The organism is Curtobacterium sp. MCPF17_018 (genome assembly GCF_003234135.1).
Classification (GTDB): Bacteria; Actinomycetota; Actinomycetes; order Actinomycetales; family Microbacteriaceae; genus Curtobacterium; species Curtobacterium flaccumfaciens.
On record NZ_QKSJ01000003.1, the window covers coordinates 104635 to 123576 of the forward strand.

The window sequence follows — 18942 nt, forward strand, 5'->3', positions numbered from 1 at the left end:
CGACGCGCGGCTCCGCGCATGACCTCTGGCGTCAGTTCAGCGCGAACCAGATCTGGTACATCCGGTAGACCATCACCGCGACGGTGAAGGCCCCGGCGCCGAGCACCACGGTGCTCCACTTCGTGCGGTCGACCAGTGCCCACACGACCGCGGCCGGTGGGACGAGCAGCACCGACACGGCGTACACCCCGAACTCGAGCGCGTTGCCGTCGGGCGGACTGCCCGTCGCCGGCAGCACGATCGAGATGACGCCCTGCACCAGGAGCAGCAGTTCGATGAGCACGAGGGCGCCGACGGTGTAGTCGTTCGGCTTCCAACCGATGAACCCCACGACGACCGCGAAGAGCCCCACCACCACGGCGAGCACCAGCTGCACCCACATGTACCACTCGATCACGCGCGGGCTCCGGTCTGCGAGGAGGACGACGCACCGGGCGTCGGGAAGTTCGTGATGACCCGGAGCAGTCCACGGCGGACGGAGACGAGGCCGACCAGCCGGTCGTCGGACGCGGTGACCGCTGCCACCGGACCGTCCGAGTCGGGGTGCTCGGCCGCGACGCGCTTGCCGTCGCTGAGGTCCTTCGCCGAGGCTGCGTCGAGGGTCACGGACGAGAAGAGCCGCCGGGCGATGTCCGCCGGACGTGCGAGCGCGGCGCGGACGTCGACGGTGTCGTCCTCGAGGTCGATCGCGTCCTGCACGTCGAACGGTCCGACGCGGGTCCGCCGGAGCGCGACGAGGTGCGCTCCGGTGCCGAGGGCAGCGCCGACGTCACGCGCGAGCGCGCGGACGTAGGTGCCCGACGAGCAGGTCACGACGACGTCGAGGTCCACCACGGCGATGTCGGTGCCGTCGACGGCGACGGTCCGCTCGTTCCGCGTCGTCACGTCGAACTGCGAGACGGTCACCGTGCGCGACTTGAGCTCCACCGCCTCGCCCTTGCGCGCCAGGTCGTAGGCACGGCGCCCGTCGACCTTGATCGCGCTGACCGTGGACGGGACCTGGTCGATCACACCCCGCTGTGCTGCGACGGCGGTCTCGACGGCGTCGTCCGAGACGTCGGCAGCGATCACACCGACGGCAGCGGTCGGCGTGCCGTCGGCGTCGTCCGAGTCCGTCGAGACACCGAGCCGGATGGTCGCCGTGTAGGTCTTGTCCAGGCCCACCAGGTGCGTCAGCAACCGGGTGGACGGCCCGATGCCGAGCAGCAGCAGCCCGGTGGCCATGGGGTCGAGGGTCCCGGCGTGGCCGACCTTCTTCAGGCCGAGGCGCCGACGGGCGATGGAGACCACCCGGTGGCTGGAGATCCCCTGCGGTTTGTCGACGAGGAGGATGCCGTCCGGCGCGGTTTCGAGCACCAGGCGAGATTACCAGCGCCGGTCAGCAGGCGTCGTTCCACTCGCGACGGGGGTGCTCGGGATCGGTGACGTCGAGCACGGCGGAGGCCGCGATCTTCACGTCGGCACGGCGCTCGAGCCGGCCGGACTCCTGCTCCACCCACAGCGACCAGCGCCACAGGGTGCGCACCCCCGGGGCCAGGACGCCCCGTCCGTGCACGACCAGGACACCGTCACCGGCTCCGGTCGTGCGGAACGGCGTCACCAGGTCGGACCGGAGCGTGTCCTGGTCGGCGGACGGCGCGGCTGCCGCCATCGCGGAGACCCCGTGCTGCTCGAAACCGGTGACGAGCGCGGCCGCGACCCGTTCGAGGTCGGTGCCGTCCTGCCCGTCGACGCCGATGACGGTGCGGTTCGTGCCGACCTGCGCGATCGCCTCTGCAGCGATCGCAGCCATCGTGTCGGTCTCTTCTGGTGCCCAGCGTGCCATGCGTCCACCGTAGGCTGTCGAGGTGAACGCGAGTCGGGCCTCCAGACCGGATGTGGACGAACCGACCGCGCGACGCGGCGTGCAGGAGCCGGCCACGCCGGAACGGCCCGACATCGCGACCCCGCTGATCGCGTGGTTCCGGCAGCAGGCGCGGGACCTGCCGTGGCGGCGCCCCGGCTTCCCCGCGTGGGGGACGCTCGTCAGCGAGATCATGCTGCAGCAGACGCAGGTCGCGCGCGTGATCCCCCGTCTGGAGGCGTGGCTCACCCGGTGGCCGACGCCTCGCCACCTCGCGGACTCGCCGCCGTCCGAGGCGGTGCGTGCCTGGGACCGGCTCGGCTATCCGAGACGCGCGCTCGCGCTGCACGCGGCGGCGACCGCCATCGCGACCCACCACGGCAACGTCGTGCCGCGCGACGTCGACGCCCTGCTCGCGCTGCCGGGCATCGGCGACTACACCGCGCGGGCCGTCGCGGTCTTCGCGTACGGCGACCGGCACCCGGTCGTGGACGTCAACGTGCGCCGCGTGCTCGCACGTGCCGTCCTCGGCCAGGGCGAACCCGGCCCGGCGAAGGCGAAGCAGGACCTCCCGCTGATGGAGTCCGTGCTGCCGGCGGACCGCGACGACGCAGCCGCCACGAACGCCGCCGTGATGGAGCTCGGCGCGCTCGTGTGCGTGTCCCGCTCCCCCGCGTGCGACGCGTGCCCGATCGCGGACCGCTGCGTGTGGCGTGCGGCCGGGTACCCGGAGCACGACGGGCCGCGAGTTCCGCGGCAGGCGAAGTTCGCCGGCAGTGACCGCCAGGTGCGCGGCCTGATCATGGCCGAGCTGCGCGCCAGCGACGTGCCGGTCACCCGGTCCGAGATCGAACCGGTGTGGCCGGACGCCGACCAGCGCGACCGGGCGCTCGCGTCGCTCCTGCGTGACGGACTGGCCGTCGGCGACGACGCGAGCGGCTACCAGCTGCCCGGGACCTAGGAACGCGGCTCGGTGGAGCCGTCGGTCTCGGCAGCGTCGTCGGCTTCGTCGTCCTCGTCGCGCTTGTACGGGTCGGCGTCGCCGGCGTACGTCGCGCCCACCGAGGCTGCCCGCACCTGCTCGTCACGCACCTGGGCCTGCACGAGCAGGTCCTCCATGTGTGCCGAGGTCTCGGGCAGGGCGTCGGCGATGAACTCGAGCGACGGCGTGAGCCGGGCGGTGATGTTCTTGCCGACCTCGGACCGGAGCATGCCGGTCGCGGCCTTGAGCGCCGCGGCCGAGTCCGCACGCTCCTCGTCGGTGCCGTACACGGTGTAGAAGATCGACGCGTGCTGCAGGTCACCGGTCACACGGACGTCGGTGATCGTGACGAACCCGAGTCGCGGGTCCCGCAGACCCTTGTCGAGTCGACGTGCGACGACTTCCTTGATGCGGTCCGCCATCTTGCGTGCGCGCTGCGGATCGGCCATTGGTGCCTCCTGAGGCAGTGGCGGGACGCTTCCCGCCGGTGGTCCTGCGTGGGAAAGGGGTCGGGCCCCGGCCTCCCGCACGGGGAGGCCGGGGCCCAGAGGAGTCACGCGATCAGTCGCGCGGCTTCTCGACGAGTTCGGTCGTCTCGACCTCGTCGCCGATCTGGATGTCGTTGAACTTGCCCAGACCGATACCGGCTTCGAAGTCCGTGCGGACCTCGGTCACGTCGTCCTTGAAGCGACGCAGCGACTCGATGGCCAGGCCATCGGCGATCACCACACCCTCGCGGATGACGCGCGCCTTGGCGTTGCGCGTGATCGTGCCGGAGCGGACGATGACACCCGCGATGTTGCCGAACTTCGAGGAACGGAACACCTCGCGGATCTCGGCGACGCCCGACTGGACCTCTTCGTACTCGGGCTTGAGCATGCCCTTGAGGGACTGCTCGATGTCGTCGAGTGCGTTGTAGATGACCGAGTAGAAGCGCACGTCGATGCCTTCACGCGCCGCACGCTCACGGGCCTTGACGTCCGGACGGACGTTGAAGCCGATGACGATGGCGTTGTCGATCGTGGCGAGGTCGATGTCCGACTCCGTGATCGCACCGACACCGCGGTGCAGGATGCGGAGCTGGACGCTGTCGTCGACCTCGATGTCCAGGAGCGACTGCTCGAGTGCCTCGACGGCACCGGAGACGTCACCCTTGATGATGAGGTTGAGCGACTCGACCTTGCCCTCTTCGAGAGCACGGGTGAAGTCCTCGAGCGAGATGCGCTTGCGCGACTTCGCCAGCAGGGCATTGCGCTCGGCGGCTTCACGCTTCTCGGCGATCTGACGAGCCGTGCGGTCCTCTTCGGTGACGAGGAAGGTGTCACCGGCGCGGGGCACCGAGGACAGACCCTGCACCTGGACCGGGCGGCTCGGCGTCGCGGCCTTGACCGCGACCCCGTTCTCGTCCGTCATCGCACGGACTCGGCCGTAGGCCGTGCCCGCCACGATGGCGTCACCGACGTGGAGCGTGCCGGACTGGATGAGGACCGTGGCGACTGCACCGCGACCCTTGTCGAGCCGGGCCTCGATCGCGACACCACGGGCGTCCTTGTCGGGGTTCGCACGCAGGTCGAGACCGGCGTCCGCGGTGAGCAGCACGGCGTCCAGGAGTTCCTGGATGCCGATGTTCTGCCGCGCCGACACGTCGACGAACATGACGTCGCCGCCGTACTCCTCGGCCACCAGGTTGTACTCGGTGAGCTGCTGGCGGACCTTGGCGGGGTTCGCGCCTTCCTTGTCGATCTTGTTGACCGCGACGACGATCGGCACACCGGCCGACTGCGCGTGGTTCAACGCCTCGATGGTCTGGGGCATGATGCCGTCGTCCGCCGCGACCACGAGGATCGCGATGTCCGTCACCTGGGCACCGCGGGCACGCATGGCCGTGAAGGCCTCGTGACCCGGGGTGTCGATGAAGGTGATCGGGCGGTCGATGCCCTCGTGCTGGGCGACGATCTGGTACGCACCGATGTGCTGGGTGATGCCACCGGCCTCGCCCTCGACGACCTTCGAGTTGCGGATCGCGTCGAGGAGGCGGGTCTTGCCGTGGTCGACGTGACCCATGACGGTGACCACCGGCGGCCGCTGCTGCAGCACGTCGTCGTCTTCGTCCTCGAGTTCTGCGTCGAGGTCGATGTCGAAGCCCTCGAGGAGCTCCTTGTCCTCGTCCTCGGGCGAGACGATCTGGATCTTGTAGCCCAGCTCGTCACCGAGGACCTCGAACGTGGCCTCGTCCAGCGACTCGGTCGCGGTCGCCATCTCACCGAGGTGGAACAGCACCGTCACGAGGTTGCCGGGCATGGCGTCGATCTTGTCCGCGAAGTCCGAGATGCTCGCACCACGACGGAGTCGGACGACCGTGTTGCCGTCGCCGCGAGGGACCTGCACACCGCCGAGCGACGGTGCCTGACGCATCTCGTACTCGGCGCGCTTCGTCCGCTTCGACTTGCGGGCACGGCTCTTGCCGCCACCGCGACCGAACGCACCGGCGGTACCACCACCGGGGCCACGACCACGGCCACCGCCACCGGCGGGACGCGGGCCGCTGAAGGCCGGACGCGGGAAGCCGCCACCGGCACCGCCGCCGGCACCCGGACGGGCACCGGGGCCGCCACGGCCACCACCCTGGCCCGGGCGCTGCCCGAAGCCGTTGGGACGGTTGCCCTGACCGGGACCACCGGGACGCGGAGCACCCGGACGGGGCGTGCCCGGACGCGGGGGCTGCGGACGCGGGATGCCACCGCCACCGGCTGCGCCGGCGGCCGGGCGCTGGCCCATGCCCTGGTTGGACGAGTACGGGTTGTTGCCGGGGCGCGGCGGGCGCGAGCCCATGCCCTGGTTCGACGAGTACGGGTTGTTGCCCGGACGTGCACCGGGCTTGGGGCCACCCGGCTTCGGACCGGCGGCCGCGGGAGCCTTCGGGCTGGTGCCCGGCTTCACGGCGTCGGACTTCGGCGCTGCGTCGGTCGACCCGCCTGCCTCGGCGGCCTGCTTCTCAGCGGCCTGCTTCTCGGCGCGGGCCTTCTGCGCGGCCTCGGCCTCGGCCTGTCGCTGGGCGACGGACTTCGGTGCGGCCGGTGCGGGCACGTCGGCAGCGGGTGCTGCCGGGGCCTCGGGCTCGGGAGCCGGTGCCGGACGAGCCGGGCCCGGACGGGGGCCGCCGGGCTTCGGTGCACTCGACTTCGGCGCGCTTGCCTTGGCGGGTGCGCTCGGCGCGGAGGCCGAGGCGGCGGGCTTCGCCGCGGGGGCGCCGTCTGCCTGGAGGGCGGCACGGAGCTTCCGTGCCACGGGGGGCTCGATGCTCGAGCTGGCACCCCGGACGAACTCGCCGAGCTCCTTGAGCTTCTCGAGTGCGGTCTTGCTGTCGACGCCGAGTTCGCTTGCGATCTCGTGTACGCGTGGTTTAGCCACTGTTCTCCTTCACGGGTCCCACCCCGTGAAGGGGCAGGACTCAATGGATGACGGGTCTCATTTCGAGCCGCTCATCAGTTGTCCATAAGCCGTTCAGCCTGTTCTGTCATGTCCGGGCGCTCGGCCGGTTCCTGTGGGAGACCGACGATGTGGTCGAGCACCGCGGACGTGTCGGGATCGCGATCCAACCGGAGCGCACGGCGGAAAGCCCTGCGCTTGACGGCCAGATCGTAGGCATCGACGGTCGGTGTGAGCCACGCTCCCCGCCCCGGCATGACTGCCTTCGGATCCGCCACGACACGGCCGTCGCTCAGGGCGACGACTCGGAGGAGGGAGGATCGGGAAGCGCGACGACGACTGCCGATGCACGTTCTGACGGGAACCACTCTACTCCTTGCCTCGGACGTGCGCGATCCGGCGCGCCCTCGCAGGGCGCGCCGGGAGCGAAATCGTCCTAGTCCTCGCCGTCCAGGATGGAGTCCGGCTGGATGTCGATGCGGGCACCGGTGAGCTTCGCGGCGAGGCGGGCGTTCTGCCCTTCCTTGCCGATCGCGAGCGACAGCTGGTAGTCCGGCACGAGCGCGCGGACGGCCTTCGTCGAGGCGTCGAGCACGAACGCACTCGTCACCTTGGCCGGCGACAGGGCGCTCGCGACGAACGACGCCAGGTCGGACGAGTAGTCGACGATGTCGATCTTCTCGGCACCGAGCTCGTTCGTGACGGCGCGGACACGTGCGCCGAGCTCGCCGATGCAGGCACCCTTCGCGTTCACACCGGGCTCGTTCGCCTTGACGGCGATCTTCGTGCGGTGCCCGGCCTCGCGGGCGAGCGAGGTGATCTCGACGACACCGGACGCGATCTCCGGGACCTCGAGCGCGAAGAGCTTCCGGACGAGGCCCGGGTGCGTGCGCGAGACGATGATCTGCGGGCCCTTGTTGCCACGGGCCACGCTCGTCACGTAGACGCGGATGCGGGAGCCGTGCGTGTAGGACTCCCCCGGCACCTGCTCCTCGGGCGGCAGGATCGCCTCGATCGTCCCGAGGTCGACGTGCACCATCTTCGGGTTCGGGCCCTGCTGGACCACGCCCGCGACGATGTCGCCTTCCTTGCCGCGGAACTCGCCGAGGATCTTGTCGTCGCCGATGTCGCGCAGGCGCTGGTTGATGACCTGCTTCGCCGCGAAGGCCGCGATGCGTCCGAAGTCACTCGGCTGGTCGACGGCTTCACCGATGACGGTGCCCTCGTCGTCGAGCTCGGGGACGTAGACGCTGACCTCGCCGGACTTGCGGTCGAGCTCCACACGCGACTGCGCGTGGGCCGGCTCGCCGTTCTCGTCGGCGTGCTTCTGGTAGGCGGTCAGGATGGCAGATTCGATGATCTGGACGAGCTCGTCGAACGGGATCTCCCGCTCGCGCTCCATGAGTCGCAGGACTGCGAGATCGATCTTCACCGAGGTGCCTCCGTATTCAGATGAGTCGCTCCTGCGGGGTGGAACTGCGCAGAAGTCGGCCACAAGCCTACCCCAGAACCAGGAGACGGACAGGAGGCCCGTGGCGGCGTCGCCACGGGCCTCCTGTCCGTCAGGGGTCGCGTCTAGATCGCCCGGACCGCGTCGAGCAGGTCGGCCACCGGCACGTCGCGGCGGTCGCCGGTAGCGCGGTCCCACAGCTCGACGACGCCCTCGGCGGCGCCGCGGCCGGCGACGACGACGATCGGCATGCCGAGCAGCTCGGCATCGCGGAGCTTCACGCCGGGCGACACCTTCGGGCGGTCGTCGTACAGCACGTCGAACCGCTCGCCCTCGAGCTCGGCGACGACGGAGGCCGCCAGGTCGTAGGCGACCTGGTCACGTCCGGTGGCGACGATGTGCACGTCGAACGGCGCGACGTTCTTCGGCCAGACCAGGCCCTTCTCGTCGTTGTGGGACTCGGCCAGGATCGCGAGGATGCGGGTCACGCCGATGCCGTACGAGCCCATCGTGACCGTGGCGAGCTTGCCGTTCTCGTCCTGCACCTTGAGACCGAGCGCCTCGGCGTACTTCCGACCGAGCTGGAACACGTGCCCGATCTCCATGCCGCGAGCGGTCTCGAGCGGGCCGGAGCCGTCCGGGGACGGGTCACCGGCGCGGACGTCGGAGACCTCGACGACACCGTCGGCCACGAAGTCGCGGCCGGCGACGAGGCCGGAGACGTGCACGCCGCGCTCGTTGGCGCCGGTGATCCAGCTCGTGCCGTCGACCACACGGGGGTCGACGAAGTAGCGGATGCCGGTGGCGCTGTCGGCTCCGAGGACCTGCGGGCCGATGTAGCCCTTCACCAGGCCCCGGTGCTTCTTGAAGTCGTCGTCGCCGGCGGCCTCGACCTCGGCCGGGGCGAACGACACCTCGGCGCGCTTCAGGTCGACGTCGCGGTCACCGGGCAGGCCGACGACCACGACCTCGCGCGTGCCGTCGAGGTGGGTGAGCGCGAGGACGACGTTCTTCAGCGTGTCGGCCGCGGTCCACGGAGCACCATCGCGCGGCGCGACCTGGTTCGCGTGGGCGACGAGCGTGTCGATCGTCGGGGTGTCCGATGCCGGCAGCAGCACGGGCTCGGGCTGGCCCTCGATCGGCAGCGACTCGGGGACGGGGGTGACGTAGGCCTCGACGTTGGCCGCGTAGCCGCCGGCGCTGCGGACGAAGGTGTCCTCGCCGACGCCGATCGGGTGCAGGAACTCCTCGGACTTGGAGCCGCCCATCGCGCCGGCGTCGGCCTTGACGATGACGTAGTCGAGGCCGAGGCGGGCGAAGATCTTCTCGTACGCGTCGCGCATGACCTGGTAGCTGCGCTCGAGGCCCTCGTCGGTGAGGTCGAACGAGTACGCGTCCTTCATGGTGAACTCGCGGCCGCGCAGGAGTCCGGCGCGGGGCCGGGCCTCGTCGCGGTACTTGTCCTGGATCTGGAACAGCGTCACCGGCAGGTCCTTGTAGGACGAGTACAGGTCCTTCACCAGGAGCGCGAACATCTCCTCGTGCGTGGGCGCGAGCAGGTAGTCGGAGCCCTTGCGGTCCTGCAGGCGGAACATGCCGTCGCCGTACTCGGTCCAGCGGTTCGTCGCCTCGTACGGCTCGCGCGGCAGCAGCGCCGGCAGCAGGACCTCCTGCGCACCGGCGGCGACCATCTCGTCGCGGATGATCGCCTCGATCTTGGCGCGCACGCGGAGTCCGAGCGGCAGCCAGGCGAAGATCCCCGGGGACTGGCGACGGACGTACCCGGCGCGGACGAGCAGCTTGTGGCTCGTCACCTCGGCGTCGGAGGGGTCGTCGCGGAGCGTACGGAGGAACAGATGCGAAAGCCGTGTGACCACGGGGCAAGCCTAGTGGCGGTGCCTGCCCGGTGCGTGCGGCCCCTCGCACCACGCGCGAGAACGACGCGTCGCGCGCCACGCGCGAGAACGACGCGTCGGGCGCCCACCGCGCGAGAACCGGCGCTAGACGGTCGTGACGACCTGGGGCGTGCCCGTGGCGGCGGCCGGACCCATCTCGTCCGCGATGCGGTTCGCCTCGTCGATCAGGGTCTGGACGATCTCGGCCTCGGGCACGGTCTTGACGACCTGGCCCTTGACGAAGATCTGCCCCTTGCCGTTGCCCGAGGCGACGCCCAGGTCGGCCTCGCGTGCCTCGCCCGGGCCGTTCACGACGCAGCCCATGACGGCGACTCGGAGCGGGACGGTCATGCCCTCGAGCCCCTTGGTGACGTCGTTCGCGAGCTGGTACACGTCGACCTGCGCGCGACCGCAGCTCGGGCAGGAGACGATCTCGAGCTTGCGCTCCCGCAGGTTGAGCGACTGCAGGATCTGCAGGCCGACCTTGACCTCTTGCGCGGGCGGGGCGGAGAGCGACACGCGGATGGTGTCGCCGATGCCCTCGGCCAGCAGGATGCCGAACGCGGTGGCGCTCTTGATGGTGCCCTGGAACTCCGGGCCGGCCTCGGTCACGCCGAGATGCAGCGGCCAGTCGCCGGCGGCGGCGAGCTGGCGGTAGGCCTTGACCATGACGATCGGGTCGTTGTGCTTGACCGAGATCTTGAAGTCGTGGAAGTCGTGCTCCTCGAACAGCGAGGCTTCCCACACGGCGGACTCGACGAGCGCCTCGGGGGTGGCCTTGCCGTACTTCTGCAGCAGGCTCGGCTCGAGCGACCCCGCGTTCACGCCGATGCGGAGCGAGACGCCGGCGTCCTTGGCGGCCTTGGCGATCGCGCCGACCTGGTCGTCGAACTTGCGGATGTTGCCCGGGTTGACGCGGACGGCGGCACAGCCGGCGTCGATCGCCTGGAAGACGTACTTCGGCTGGAAGTGGATGTCGGCGATCACGGGGATCTGCGACTTCTTCGCGATGATCGCCAGCGCGTCGGCGTCGTCCTGGGTGGGCACGGCGACCCGGACGATGTCGCAGCCCGAGGCCGTGAGCTCGGCGATCTGCTGCAGCGTCGCGTTGATGTTCGTGGTCTGCGTCGTGGTCATCGACTGCACGGACACCGGGGCGTCGCCGCCCACGAGCACCTTGCCGACCCGGATCTGCCGCGACTTGCGACGCGGAGCGAGGGTTTCGGGGGACTTGGGCATACCGAGGTTGACTGCGGGCACGTGAGCACTCTACGCGCTCGGTCTGACCGTGCCGGGTCCGGTCCCCGTGGGTCCGTTCAGAGGTCCCCGACCGAGTCCACGACGGTGATGAGCGGGGCGTAGAGCCGCATCGCCGCGAGCGCACGGTCGTGGTCCGCGTCGGTCCCGCCGGCGCAGGCGTCGGCCACGACGGTCACCGTCGCACCGGCGTCGGCCGCCGCCAGCGCGGTCGACAGCACGCAGCAGTCGGTCGAGACCCCCGTCAGCACCAGGTGCGGGTGGTCGCCGACGACGGCCCGGAGGCTCGTCCCCCACTTGCCGAAGGTCGGCTCCGTCACGACGGGGTCGTTCCGGTCCGCGGCGGCCGACGCGAACGGCTCGGTGAGCGCGTACAGCGGGTCGGCGTCCGGGACCAGTGCGAAGGGCCAGTCGCGGTAGTACGGCACCCACGCGCCCTCGGGCTGCGCCGGTGCCACGAAGCGGGTGAACACCGTGCGGCCCGTGAACCGCGGCAGGAGCCGCTCGACGCCGGCGCCGGCGTGGTCGTACCGCGGTGCGGCCCACGGGTTCTCGCCGGTGAAGACCTGCTGCATGTCGATGACGACGAGCCAGGCGTCGTCGCGGATCGCAGCGCTCATCGCAGGTTGTCCGGGGTGCCGAGTGCTTCCTGACGGCGGATCGACCCGCGCGCGAACAGCAGCGTGCCGAGGAACCCGACGACCAGGGCGACGAGGACGCCGAGGTTCGCGTACGCCCACGGCCCCTCGCGGCCACCGAGGCCGAACGGGCCGAGCAGGTAGCCCTGCCAGTTGAGCCAGGCGGGGACGCCGTAGGTGTTCGTCACGAGGCCCCACCCGAGCAAGGTACCGAGCACGACGAGCGCGATCGGCAGCCATCGGACATCGCCGTAGCGCCCGCGGCGGTCGTCGAGCTCGGCCTCGGCGTAGGCGCGTCGACGGAGCAGGACGTCGGCGACGAAGATCCCGGCCCACGCGGCGATCGGGACGCCGAGGGTCACGAGGAAGGCCTGGAACGGCGAGATGAAGTCCTGCGCGAAGAAGGCGACGTAGACGGCACCGGCGACCATGATCACGCCGTCGACACCCGCGGCGGCCGGACGCGAGATCTTCACACCGACGCTCAGCAGTGCGAGGCCCGACGAGTAGATGTCGAGGACGGCTCCCCCGACGAGCCCGAGGATCGCCACGATCGCGAACGGGATGAGGAACCAGACGGGGAGCACCGTCGTGAGCGCGCCGATCGGGTCGGCTCCGATCGCGTCGTTCAGGTCCGGTGACGACCCCGCCAGCATCACGCCGATCACCACGAGGACTGCCGGTGCGAGGGCACCGCCGAACGTCGTCCAGCCGACGACACCGCCCGTCGAGGCGTTCCGTGGCAGGTACCGCGAGTAGTCAGCGGCGGCGTTCACCCAGCCGAGTCCGAACCCGGTCATCACGAGGACGAGCGCCCCGATGACGTTCTGCCCGCTGCCGGACGGGAGGGCACCGAGCGCTGCGAAGTCGATCGTCGGCGCGGCGAGCACGATGTAGACAACCGTCAACACGGCGGTGACGACGGTGATCACGGTCTGCAGGCGCATGATGACGTCGAACCCGGCGATGCCGGCTCCGACGATCAGTGCGGCGACCACGACGAGCGCGACGATCTTCGTCAGCACCCCGCCGTCCCAGCCGAGCTCGGTGAACACCGTCGAGGTCGCCAGGACCGCCAGCGCGGCGAGCGACGTCTCCCACCCGACGGTGAGGACCCAGCTGAGGAACGACGGCACGCGGTTGCCACGGACCCCGAAGGCCGCGCGGCTCAGCACCATCGTCGGCGCGGACCCGCGTTTGCCGGCGATCGCGACGACGCCGCACAGCAGGAACGAGAACACCACCCCGATGACCGAGACGATCGTCGCCTGGGCCAGCGAGATGCCGAAGCCGAGGACGAAGGAGCCGTAGCTCAGGCCGAGGACGGAGATGTTGGCGGCGAACCACGGCCAGAACAACCCCCTCGGGGTGCCCTTCCGGTCGGACTCGGCGATGACGTCGAGCCCCTGGCGTTCGACGGCGCGAACCTCGGGCGGGTTCGTGGCGGCTGTGCTCATGCGCTGAGCGTAGTGGCTCGGCAGCCCTACCCGAAGAGGTTCACCGGTCGAACGATGTCGGCGTAGATGAGCAGGGCGCTCATGCCCGCCAGCAGCACCACGACCACCATCGTCAGCGGCATCGTCTTCGCCAGGTCGATGGGCCCCGGGTCCGCCTTGCCGACGAGCTTGAACGAGCGTCGCTTGATCGCTTCCCAGAGCGCACCCGCGATGTGTCCGCCGTCGAGGGGCAGCAGCGGCACCATGTTCAGCACGAACAGGCCGATGTTGAGCGAGGCCAGCAGCCCGAGGATCGTGTACGCCTTGTCGACCACGGGGACACCGCTCATCGACGAGACCTCGCCGATCGCACGGCCCACGCCCACCACCGACACGGGGCTGTCCTGCGACCGCTCCTGGGCACCGAACGCGGCGTTCCACACCGCGACCATGCGCTGCGGCAGGTCGATGATCAGGTGCGCCGACGCCGCGATCTGGGCGCCGGTCGCGGGCAGCACCTCGGCCGGGGACTGCCGCACCAGGGACTGCCCGATGCTCACGCCGACCACGCCGACGCGCTGGGTCTTCGTGGTGCCGTCGTCGTTCTCGACGACCTTGCCCTCGGCGTCGTAGACGTCGCGGGTGGCGGTCGTCGGGGTGATCTCGAGGGTCTTGCGGGCGCCGTCGCGCTCGACCACCACGGTGACCTGCTCACCGGCGGACTCCTGGAAGACCTCGGAGACGCGGGTGATCGTGGGGTCCTGCTCGCCGTTCACCGAGAGCACGACGTCGCCGGACTCGATGCCCGCCTGCTTCGCCGGCGACACGGCGTCGCCGGGCGAGCACTCGGTCGTCCGGCTGTTCGGCAGCACGCACCCGACGCTCGACGTGAAGGTCGTGGTCGGCGCCCCGAACCCGCACAGCAGGACACCGAACAGCACGATGCCGATCACCAGGTTCATGGCCGGGCCAGCGACCATCACGATGATCCGCTTCCACGGCGTCAGGCGGTAGAAGGCGCGGGAGTCGTCGCCACCGGAGTCCGCGATCTGCTCGGCGCTGGCCTGGCGGGCGTCCTGCACGAACGCGCCGTACATGCCGGTGTTCGTGATGGCGTTCGCCCGGCCCGAGGCGCGCGGCTTGAGCATGCCGACCATCGAGATGTACCCACCGAGCAGGATCGGACGGATCCCGTACTCGGTCTCACCCCGCTTGAACGACCACATCGCCTTGCCGAAGCCCAGTGAGTACTGCGTCACCTTGACGTTGAAGAGCTTCGCGAAGGACAGGTGCCCCAGCTCGTGGAGTCCGATCGAGACCAGCAGGCCGATGATGAAGACGACCACGCCGAGGACGAAGAGCAGGACGGATTCGACGGTCACCGGGAAAGAGTACGGGACTGATTCCATGACGGAGCCGGGCGCCGTCTGAGAGGTGATCAGGGCCTCCCGTCCGTCGCCGTCCGCGGTCTGCCGCCTCCGCGTCGGACGGGAGGCGCGACTCGCGTCAGCGGGTCAGCGCGCGGTCCGCAGCGGTGCGCGCCCACTGCTCCGCCGCGAGCACGCCGTCGAGTGACGGCTCCCCCGCGGTGTGCTCCTCGACGATGCGCTCGACCGTGTCGACGATGTCCAGGAAACCGATCGCGCCGGCGTGGAACGCGGCGACGGCCTGCTCGTTCGCGGCGTTGAACACGGCCGGGAACGTCCCGCCCAGCTCGCCCACCCGCTTCGCGAGGGCGACGGCGCCGAAGGCGTCCTGGTCGAGGGGCTCGAACGTCCACGTGCTCGCGGTCGTCCAGTCGAGCGGCATGCCGACACCCGGCACCCGGTCCGGCCAGGCCAGGCCGAGCGCGATCGGCAGGCGCATGTCCGGCGGCGACGCCTGGGCGATGGTGGAACCGTCGACGAACTCGACCATCGAGTGCACGATGGACTGCGCGTGCACGGTGACGTCGATGCGGTCGTACGGCACGTCGAAGAGCAGGTGGGCCTCGATGACCTCGAGCCCCTTGTTCACCAGGGTGGCCGAGTTCGTCGTGACGACGAGCCCCATGTCCCAGGTGGGGTGCGCCAGCGCCTCGGCAGGGGTGACGTCGCGGAGCTGCTCGCGGGTGCGCCCGCGGAACGGGCCCCCGCTCGCGGTGAGGACGAGCCGCTGCACCTCGGTGTCGACGCCGGCGCGGAGCGCTTGCGCGATCGCGGAGTGCTCGCTGTCGACGGGCACGATCTGCCCGGGCGCCGCGGCCTGCTGCACGAGGGAGCCGCCGACGATCAGGCTCTCCTTGTTCGCGAGGGCGAGCGTGGCACCGCTCTCGAGTGCGGCCAGCGTCGGACCGAGCCCGACCGAACCGGTGATGCCGTTGAGCACGACGTCGGCCTCGACGCTCCGGACGAGCCGCTCCGAGTCGGCCGCTCCGAACGCGGTGTCGCGCACGCCGAAGCGGGCGGCCTGCTCGGCGACGAGATCGCGGTTGCTTCCGGCGGTGAGGCCGACGACCTCGAACCGGTCGGGGTTGCGGGCGACGACGTCGAGCGCCTGGGTGCCGATCGAGCCGGTGCTGCCGAGGACGACGATGCGTCTGCGGTCCGGACCGGTGCTGCCGGGGCGGCCGTCCGTCACGGTCAGCCCTTGGCGAGGATGTCGACCACGAAGACGAGCGTGGCGTTCTTCGGGATGCCCGAGCCCTCCTGCGGGTTGGCGCCGTAGGCGTCCTCCGGTGTGGCGACGATCAGGACCTGTGAGCCGACCTTCTGCCCGACGAGCCCGGTGACGAAGCCCTTGATGAGTGCGCTCTCCGACACGGTGAAGGTGGTGGGGACGCCCTTCGACCACGAGGAGTCGAACTCCTTGCCGGTGTCGTAGACGACGCCCTTGTACTGCACGAGTGCGGTGTCGCCGTCCGCGATCTCGGTGCCGTCGCCCTGCTTGAGCACCTCGACCGTGGTCTTCGTGGGCGCCTTCACGCCGTCGGGGACCGTGATCTCCGGCTCGCCCGAGGCCTTGTCCTCGACCGTGGGCAGGGCCGGGTCCTGGTCCCGCGGGGTGCCGGTCGCCTTGGTCGGCGTCTGCGCGACGACGTCCGCGACCACGACGATCTCGCCGCCGGTGTTGAAACCGAGTGCGGAGGACTGTCCGACCGCGGCGATCCGGTCGCCCACCTTCGAGCAGGCGAGGAGCGCGCCGAAGCCCGACCCGCCGACGGACAGGACCTGCGGGTTGCCCTCGTCGAAGCCGACGGTGCCGAGCTTCTTGGCGTCCGACGTCTCGTACACGCTGTAGGACACCTGCGCGTAGTCGCCCTCGTCGAGCGCCGCGCCCTTCCCCTTCACGAGCCGGGTGGCCTGCGGCGTCTTCGCGGACAGGCCCGAGGCGAACTTCACCGTCGGGGCCTTCGTGCCACCGAACGACCCGGTCGCCTCGACGGCGTCGGAGGACTTCCCCGGGTCGGGGCAGGAGGTGATCGCCGAGGCCGTGGCACTGGCCGACGGGGTCGGCGAGGCCGAGGACCCGTCCGAGCCGGAGCCGGAGCAGGCGGCGAGTCCCAGCACGACGGCGGGGACGATGGCGATCGGGAGCAGGCGGAGACGCTTCACGAGGACCTAGTCTGCCCCACCAGTCGAAGAGTCCCCTGCCAATGACGCAGGTCGGACGACCAGCTGCGGCTCGTGGTGCACCGGGAACGCCACGGACCGCGCGATGAAGCAGAGCTGGTTGGCGGTGACGTGTGCGGCTTCGGCGTCCTCGACGCGGTCGGCCTCGAGGATCGTGACGACCGGGTGCAGGGTCGCCTCGGTCAGTTCACCCGAACCGTCACGGTTCAGGCGGAGCGACGCGGTCGCGGTGTCCTGGTAGTCCACGACGGTGAAGCCCTTCGTGACCGCGACGTGCAGGTAGCTGAGCATGTGGCACTGGGCGAGCGCCGCGAGCACCATCTCCTCGGGGTTCCAGCGGTCACGGTCCCCGCGGAAGGTCGGGTCGGCGGAGCCGGGGACGTCGGGTTTGCCCGTCGCCGAGACCACGTGTTCGCGGCCGTAGTCGCGGTACCCGGACGTGCCGGTCCCGCGGTCGCCGGTCCAGCTGACGGAGACCTCGTAGGAGTGGTCGTGCACGGGTGCGCCCCTTCGCCTTGGCTAGCATGGCGGCATGACGGTGAGCCCCGAAGTCCGCAGTGATCGCCATCCTCTCACCGCCGACGGTTCGGTCGAGCTGGCGGTGCTCGAACGCTCAGGGTTCGACGAGAGCCGACACATCGGCGCCGGCGTCGTCGTCGACGCGACCGGCACGGTGATCGACTCCGTGGGCGACGTGACGGCGAGCATCTACCCGCGTTCCACCATGAAGCCGTTCCAGGCCCTGGCGGTCCGACGTGCCGGTGCGCTGTTCTCGGACGAGGAGCTCGTCCTCACCACGGCGAGCCACGCCGGTACCGCGGCGCACCAGGCGCTCGCCCTGCACATGCTCGAGTCCTTCGACCACGTCGAGGCCGACCTCGGCTGCCCGCCCGACATGCCGTTCGACCGCGGCACCGCCCGCACGATGGACGGACCCCGCCGACTGGCGATGAACTGCTCCGGCAAGCACGCCGGCATGCTCGCGGCCTGCCGGGTGAACGGGTGGGACGAGGCCACCTACCTCGACATCGAGCACCCGTTGCAGCAGCGGGTGCGTTCCGTGGTCGAGGAGTACACGCACGAGACCGTCGACCTGGTCGGCACGGACGGCTGCGGCGCCCCCGTGTTCCCGCTGACCCTGACGGGGCTGGCACGCGGGTTCGCCGGCGTCGTGGCACGGGCCGACGACGACTCCGCCGCGCTGACCGACGCGGTCCTGGCGCACCCGTGGGCGATCGATGGCGTCGGGCGCGCGAACACGGTCACCATCGAGCGGCTGCAGGTGCTGGCGAAGCTCGGTGCCGAGGGCGTCATGGTCATGGGGTTGCCCGGCGGCGCCGCGGTGGCGGTGAAGGTGCTCGACGGCTCGCAGCGGGCCGGCACCCTGGCAGCACTGGCCCTGCTCGAGCGGAACGGCCTCGTGGCGTCCGACGGTGTGGCCGAGGTGCTCGAGGCGACCGGTGAGCGGGTGCTCGGTGGTGGCGTCCCCGTCGGTGCGGTGCGCGCCGGCGCCGGGCTGCGCTGATCCGTCGCGAGTGCTGTTCCTCGGTCGGCGCTGATACCCGGGCCGCGCTGGTCATCGGTCCGCACTGACGGGGTCGGGGGCGAGGACCGGCAGCGCCGGGGACACGCGGACGACCCCGTGGCCGTCGAGTCGACGGACGGAGCAGCCGTACCGCGAGACCTCGACGGTGACGTCCCGGTGTCGGGGCGCTGCTCCGAGTCCGGGGACGAGCACCACCGTGCCGAGCGGTCGGCCGTCGGCGCCCATCCACACCGCGATCGAGGTCCCCGACGGAAGGGTCTCCGCTGACGGCGTGCTCGGGCTGGTCGGGGCCGGATCGTCGCTGCCGGAGCCCGCTGCGTCGAGGACTCCTGGCGCGACGGCCCATCGCAGATCGTCGTCGGCGTGGACGGCAGCGGCTCGGAGCTGCTCGGCGAGCCCGCGGAACACCGCGACGGCGAGTGCTCCGGCACCGACGACCACCACGTGGGACCCGGCGTCGACGCGGAGCAGGTCACCGCCCGGCCCGTGCCCGAGGACGAGTGCCGGCAGGCCGTCACCGTCCTCGGGGGTCGGTCCCATCGGCTGCTCCGGCGCGCCGAGCGGATCGGCCGCGGCGGGTTGGTCCGGCCCGTGCGGCGCAACGACCTGGGCCGGACGGGTTCCGGGATCCGGCGGCGCCGACTGGTGCAGCACCACGTCGACCAGGGCGCAGCACGCACCCGCCCCGAGCAGGACGGTCTGCCCCGCGCCACCGATCGGCGCGAGGACGCCGGCCACGACGAGCGCGACCGCGGCCCCCACGATCACACAGCGGGCGGTGAAGCGGGTCATGTCCCCATCGCACCAGGTACGAAGGGCCCAGCGCTGGTCCGCGACGGATCTGTGGAGAAGTCG

General features: G+C 71.0%; 18 protein-coding genes. 2 read left to right on the forward strand and 16 right to left on the reverse strand.

Translation table 11 applies throughout. The features are described 5' to 3' along the window. Nucleotides 1–31: 31 nt before the first annotated feature. Genes DEJ27_RS04925 through DEJ27_RS04935 form a run of 3 tightly spaced genes read right to left on the reverse strand, consistent with a single transcriptional unit; the run spans nt 32 to nt 1825 of the window. Nucleotides 32–397 carry a hypothetical protein gene (locus DEJ27_RS04925; RefSeq protein ID WP_110858986.1) on the reverse strand — a complete coding sequence of 122 codons (366 nt, stop codon included), beginning with the start codon at nt 395–397 and terminating at the stop codon, nt 32–34. Continuing rightward, nucleotides 394–1356 (reverse strand): tRNA pseudouridine(55) synthase TruB, encoded by a 963-nt coding sequence (gene truB / locus DEJ27_RS04930; protein ID WP_111090430.1) that lies wholly within the window; start codon nt 1354–1356, stop codon nt 394–396. Before truB ends, DEJ27_RS04925 begins: the two co-directional genes overlap by 4 nt. A 22-nt stretch (nt 1357–1378) precedes the next feature. Then, a complete protein-coding gene (locus DEJ27_RS04935) occupies nt 1379–1825 on the reverse strand; it encodes a hypothetical protein (RefSeq protein WP_111123646.1) in 447 nt (148 codons plus the stop codon). A 52-nt stretch (nt 1826–1877) separates the two neighbouring features. Here DEJ27_RS04935 and DEJ27_RS04940 point away from each other — a divergent pair, with 52 nt between their 5' ends. After that, a complete protein-coding gene (locus DEJ27_RS04940; RefSeq protein WP_375231863.1) occupies nt 1878–2804 on the forward strand; it encodes an A/G-specific adenine glycosylase in 927 nt (308 codons plus the stop codon). On the opposite strand, the gene rbfA is transcribed toward DEJ27_RS04940, so the two are convergent. The 12 genes from rbfA to DEJ27_RS05000 form a co-directional block, all read right to left on the reverse strand. Then, nucleotides 2801–3274 carry a 30S ribosome-binding factor RbfA gene (rbfA, locus tag DEJ27_RS04945; protein WP_110858989.1) on the reverse strand — a complete coding sequence of 158 codons (474 nt, stop codon included), beginning with the start codon at nt 3272–3274 and terminating at the stop codon, nt 2801–2803. The genes DEJ27_RS04940 and rbfA overlap by 4 nt on opposite strands. 112 nt (nt 3275–3386) lie before the next feature. Continuing rightward, nucleotides 3387–6236, reverse strand: coding sequence for a translation initiation factor IF-2 (gene infB, locus DEJ27_RS04950; protein WP_110858990.1), 2850 nt, complete (start codon nt 6234–6236; stop codon nt 3387–3389). A 74-nt stretch (nt 6237–6310) separates the two neighbouring features. Beyond that, entirely contained in the window at nt 6311–6622 is a 312-nt protein-coding gene (locus tag DEJ27_RS04955; RefSeq protein WP_031259737.1) for a YlxR family protein, read from the reverse strand. A 68-nt stretch (nt 6623–6690) separates the two neighbouring features. Beyond that, nucleotides 6691–7686: a transcription termination factor NusA gene (gene nusA / locus DEJ27_RS04960; protein ID WP_027465762.1), complete on the reverse strand. Its 996-nt coding sequence runs from the start codon at nt 7684–7686 to the stop codon at nt 6691–6693. Nucleotides 7687–7829: 143 nt separating this feature from the next. Further along, entirely contained in the window at nt 7830–9581 is a 1752-nt protein-coding gene (locus DEJ27_RS04965; RefSeq protein ID WP_110858991.1) for a proline--tRNA ligase, read from the reverse strand. A 123-nt stretch (nt 9582–9704) separates the two neighbouring features. Further along, nucleotides 9705–10859 (reverse strand): flavodoxin-dependent (E)-4-hydroxy-3-methylbut-2-enyl-diphosphate synthase, encoded by a 1155-nt coding sequence (ispG, locus tag DEJ27_RS04970; protein ID WP_181430089.1) that lies wholly within the window; start codon nt 10857–10859, stop codon nt 9705–9707. Nucleotides 10860–10915: 56 nt separating this feature from the next. Continuing rightward, nucleotides 10916–11476: a cysteine hydrolase family protein gene (locus DEJ27_RS04975; RefSeq protein ID WP_111090432.1), complete on the reverse strand. Its 561-nt coding sequence runs from the start codon at nt 11474–11476 to the stop codon at nt 10916–10918. Then, a complete protein-coding gene (locus DEJ27_RS04980; RefSeq protein WP_111090433.1) occupies nt 11473–12951 on the reverse strand; it encodes a cytosine permease in 1479 nt (492 codons plus the stop codon). Before DEJ27_RS04980 ends, DEJ27_RS04975 begins: the two co-directional genes overlap by 4 nt. A gap of 26 nt (nt 12952–12977) precedes the next feature. Further along, on the reverse strand, nt 12978–14312 hold the full coding sequence (locus tag DEJ27_RS04985; RefSeq protein WP_181430090.1) for an RIP metalloprotease: 1335 nt from the start codon (nt 14310–14312) through the stop codon (nt 12978–12980). A 124-nt stretch (nt 14313–14436) separates the two neighbouring features. Continuing rightward, the gene (gene dxr, locus DEJ27_RS04990) at nt 14437–15549 is read right to left on the reverse strand and encodes a 1-deoxy-D-xylulose-5-phosphate reductoisomerase (RefSeq protein WP_111090435.1); all 1113 of its coding nucleotides are present in this window, start codon (nt 15547–15549) and stop codon (nt 14437–14439) included. 2 nt (nt 15550–15551) lie between these two features. Beyond that, on the reverse strand, nt 15552–16523 hold the full coding sequence (locus tag DEJ27_RS04995) for an FKBP-type peptidyl-prolyl cis-trans isomerase (RefSeq protein ID WP_110858997.1): 972 nt from the start codon (nt 16521–16523) through the stop codon (nt 15552–15554). Nucleotides 16524–16529: 6 nt separating this feature from the next. Then, a complete protein-coding gene (locus DEJ27_RS05000) occupies nt 16530–17039 on the reverse strand; it encodes an OsmC family protein (protein WP_110858998.1) in 510 nt (169 codons plus the stop codon). A 34-nt stretch (nt 17040–17073) separates the two neighbouring features. On the opposite strand from DEJ27_RS05000, the gene DEJ27_RS05005 reads away from it, so the two are divergent. Continuing rightward, nucleotides 17074–18066, forward strand: a complete 993-nt coding sequence (locus tag DEJ27_RS05005; RefSeq protein ID WP_111090436.1) for an asparaginase — start codon at nt 17074–17076, stop codon at nt 18064–18066. A 51-nt stretch (nt 18067–18117) separates the two neighbouring features. Here DEJ27_RS05005 and DEJ27_RS05010 read toward each other — a convergent pair whose 3' ends face one another. After that, nucleotides 18118–18879, reverse strand: coding sequence for a hypothetical protein (locus DEJ27_RS05010; RefSeq protein WP_111090437.1), 762 nt, complete (start codon nt 18877–18879; stop codon nt 18118–18120). Nucleotides 18880–18942 lie beyond the last annotated feature (63 nt).

What these genes read in the sequence shown, in the direction of transcription:
- DEJ27_RS04935 (WP_111123646.1), bottom strand. Translation starts at nt 1,825, where the DNA reads ATGGCACGCTGGGCACCAGAAGAGACCGACACGATGGCTGCGATCGCT.
- rbfA (WP_110858989.1), bottom strand. Translation starts at nt 3,274, where the DNA reads ATGGCCGATCCGCAGCGCGCACGCAAGATGGCGGACCGCATCAAGGAA.
- DEJ27_RS04975 (WP_111090432.1), bottom strand. Translation starts at nt 11,476, where the DNA reads ATGAGCGCTGCGATCCGCGACGACGCCTGGCTCGTCGTCATCGACATG.
- DEJ27_RS04980 (WP_111090433.1), bottom strand. Translation starts at nt 12,951, where the DNA reads ATGAGCACAGCCGCCACGAACCCGCCCGAGGTTCGCGCCGTCGAACGC.
- DEJ27_RS05005 (WP_111090436.1), top strand. Translation starts at nt 17,074, where the DNA reads ATGACGGTGAGCCCCGAAGTCCGCAGTGATCGCCATCCTCTCACCGCC.
- DEJ27_RS05010 (WP_111090437.1), bottom strand. Translation starts at nt 18,879, where the DNA reads ATGACCCGCTTCACCGCCCGCTGTGTGATCGTGGGGGCCGCGGTCGCG.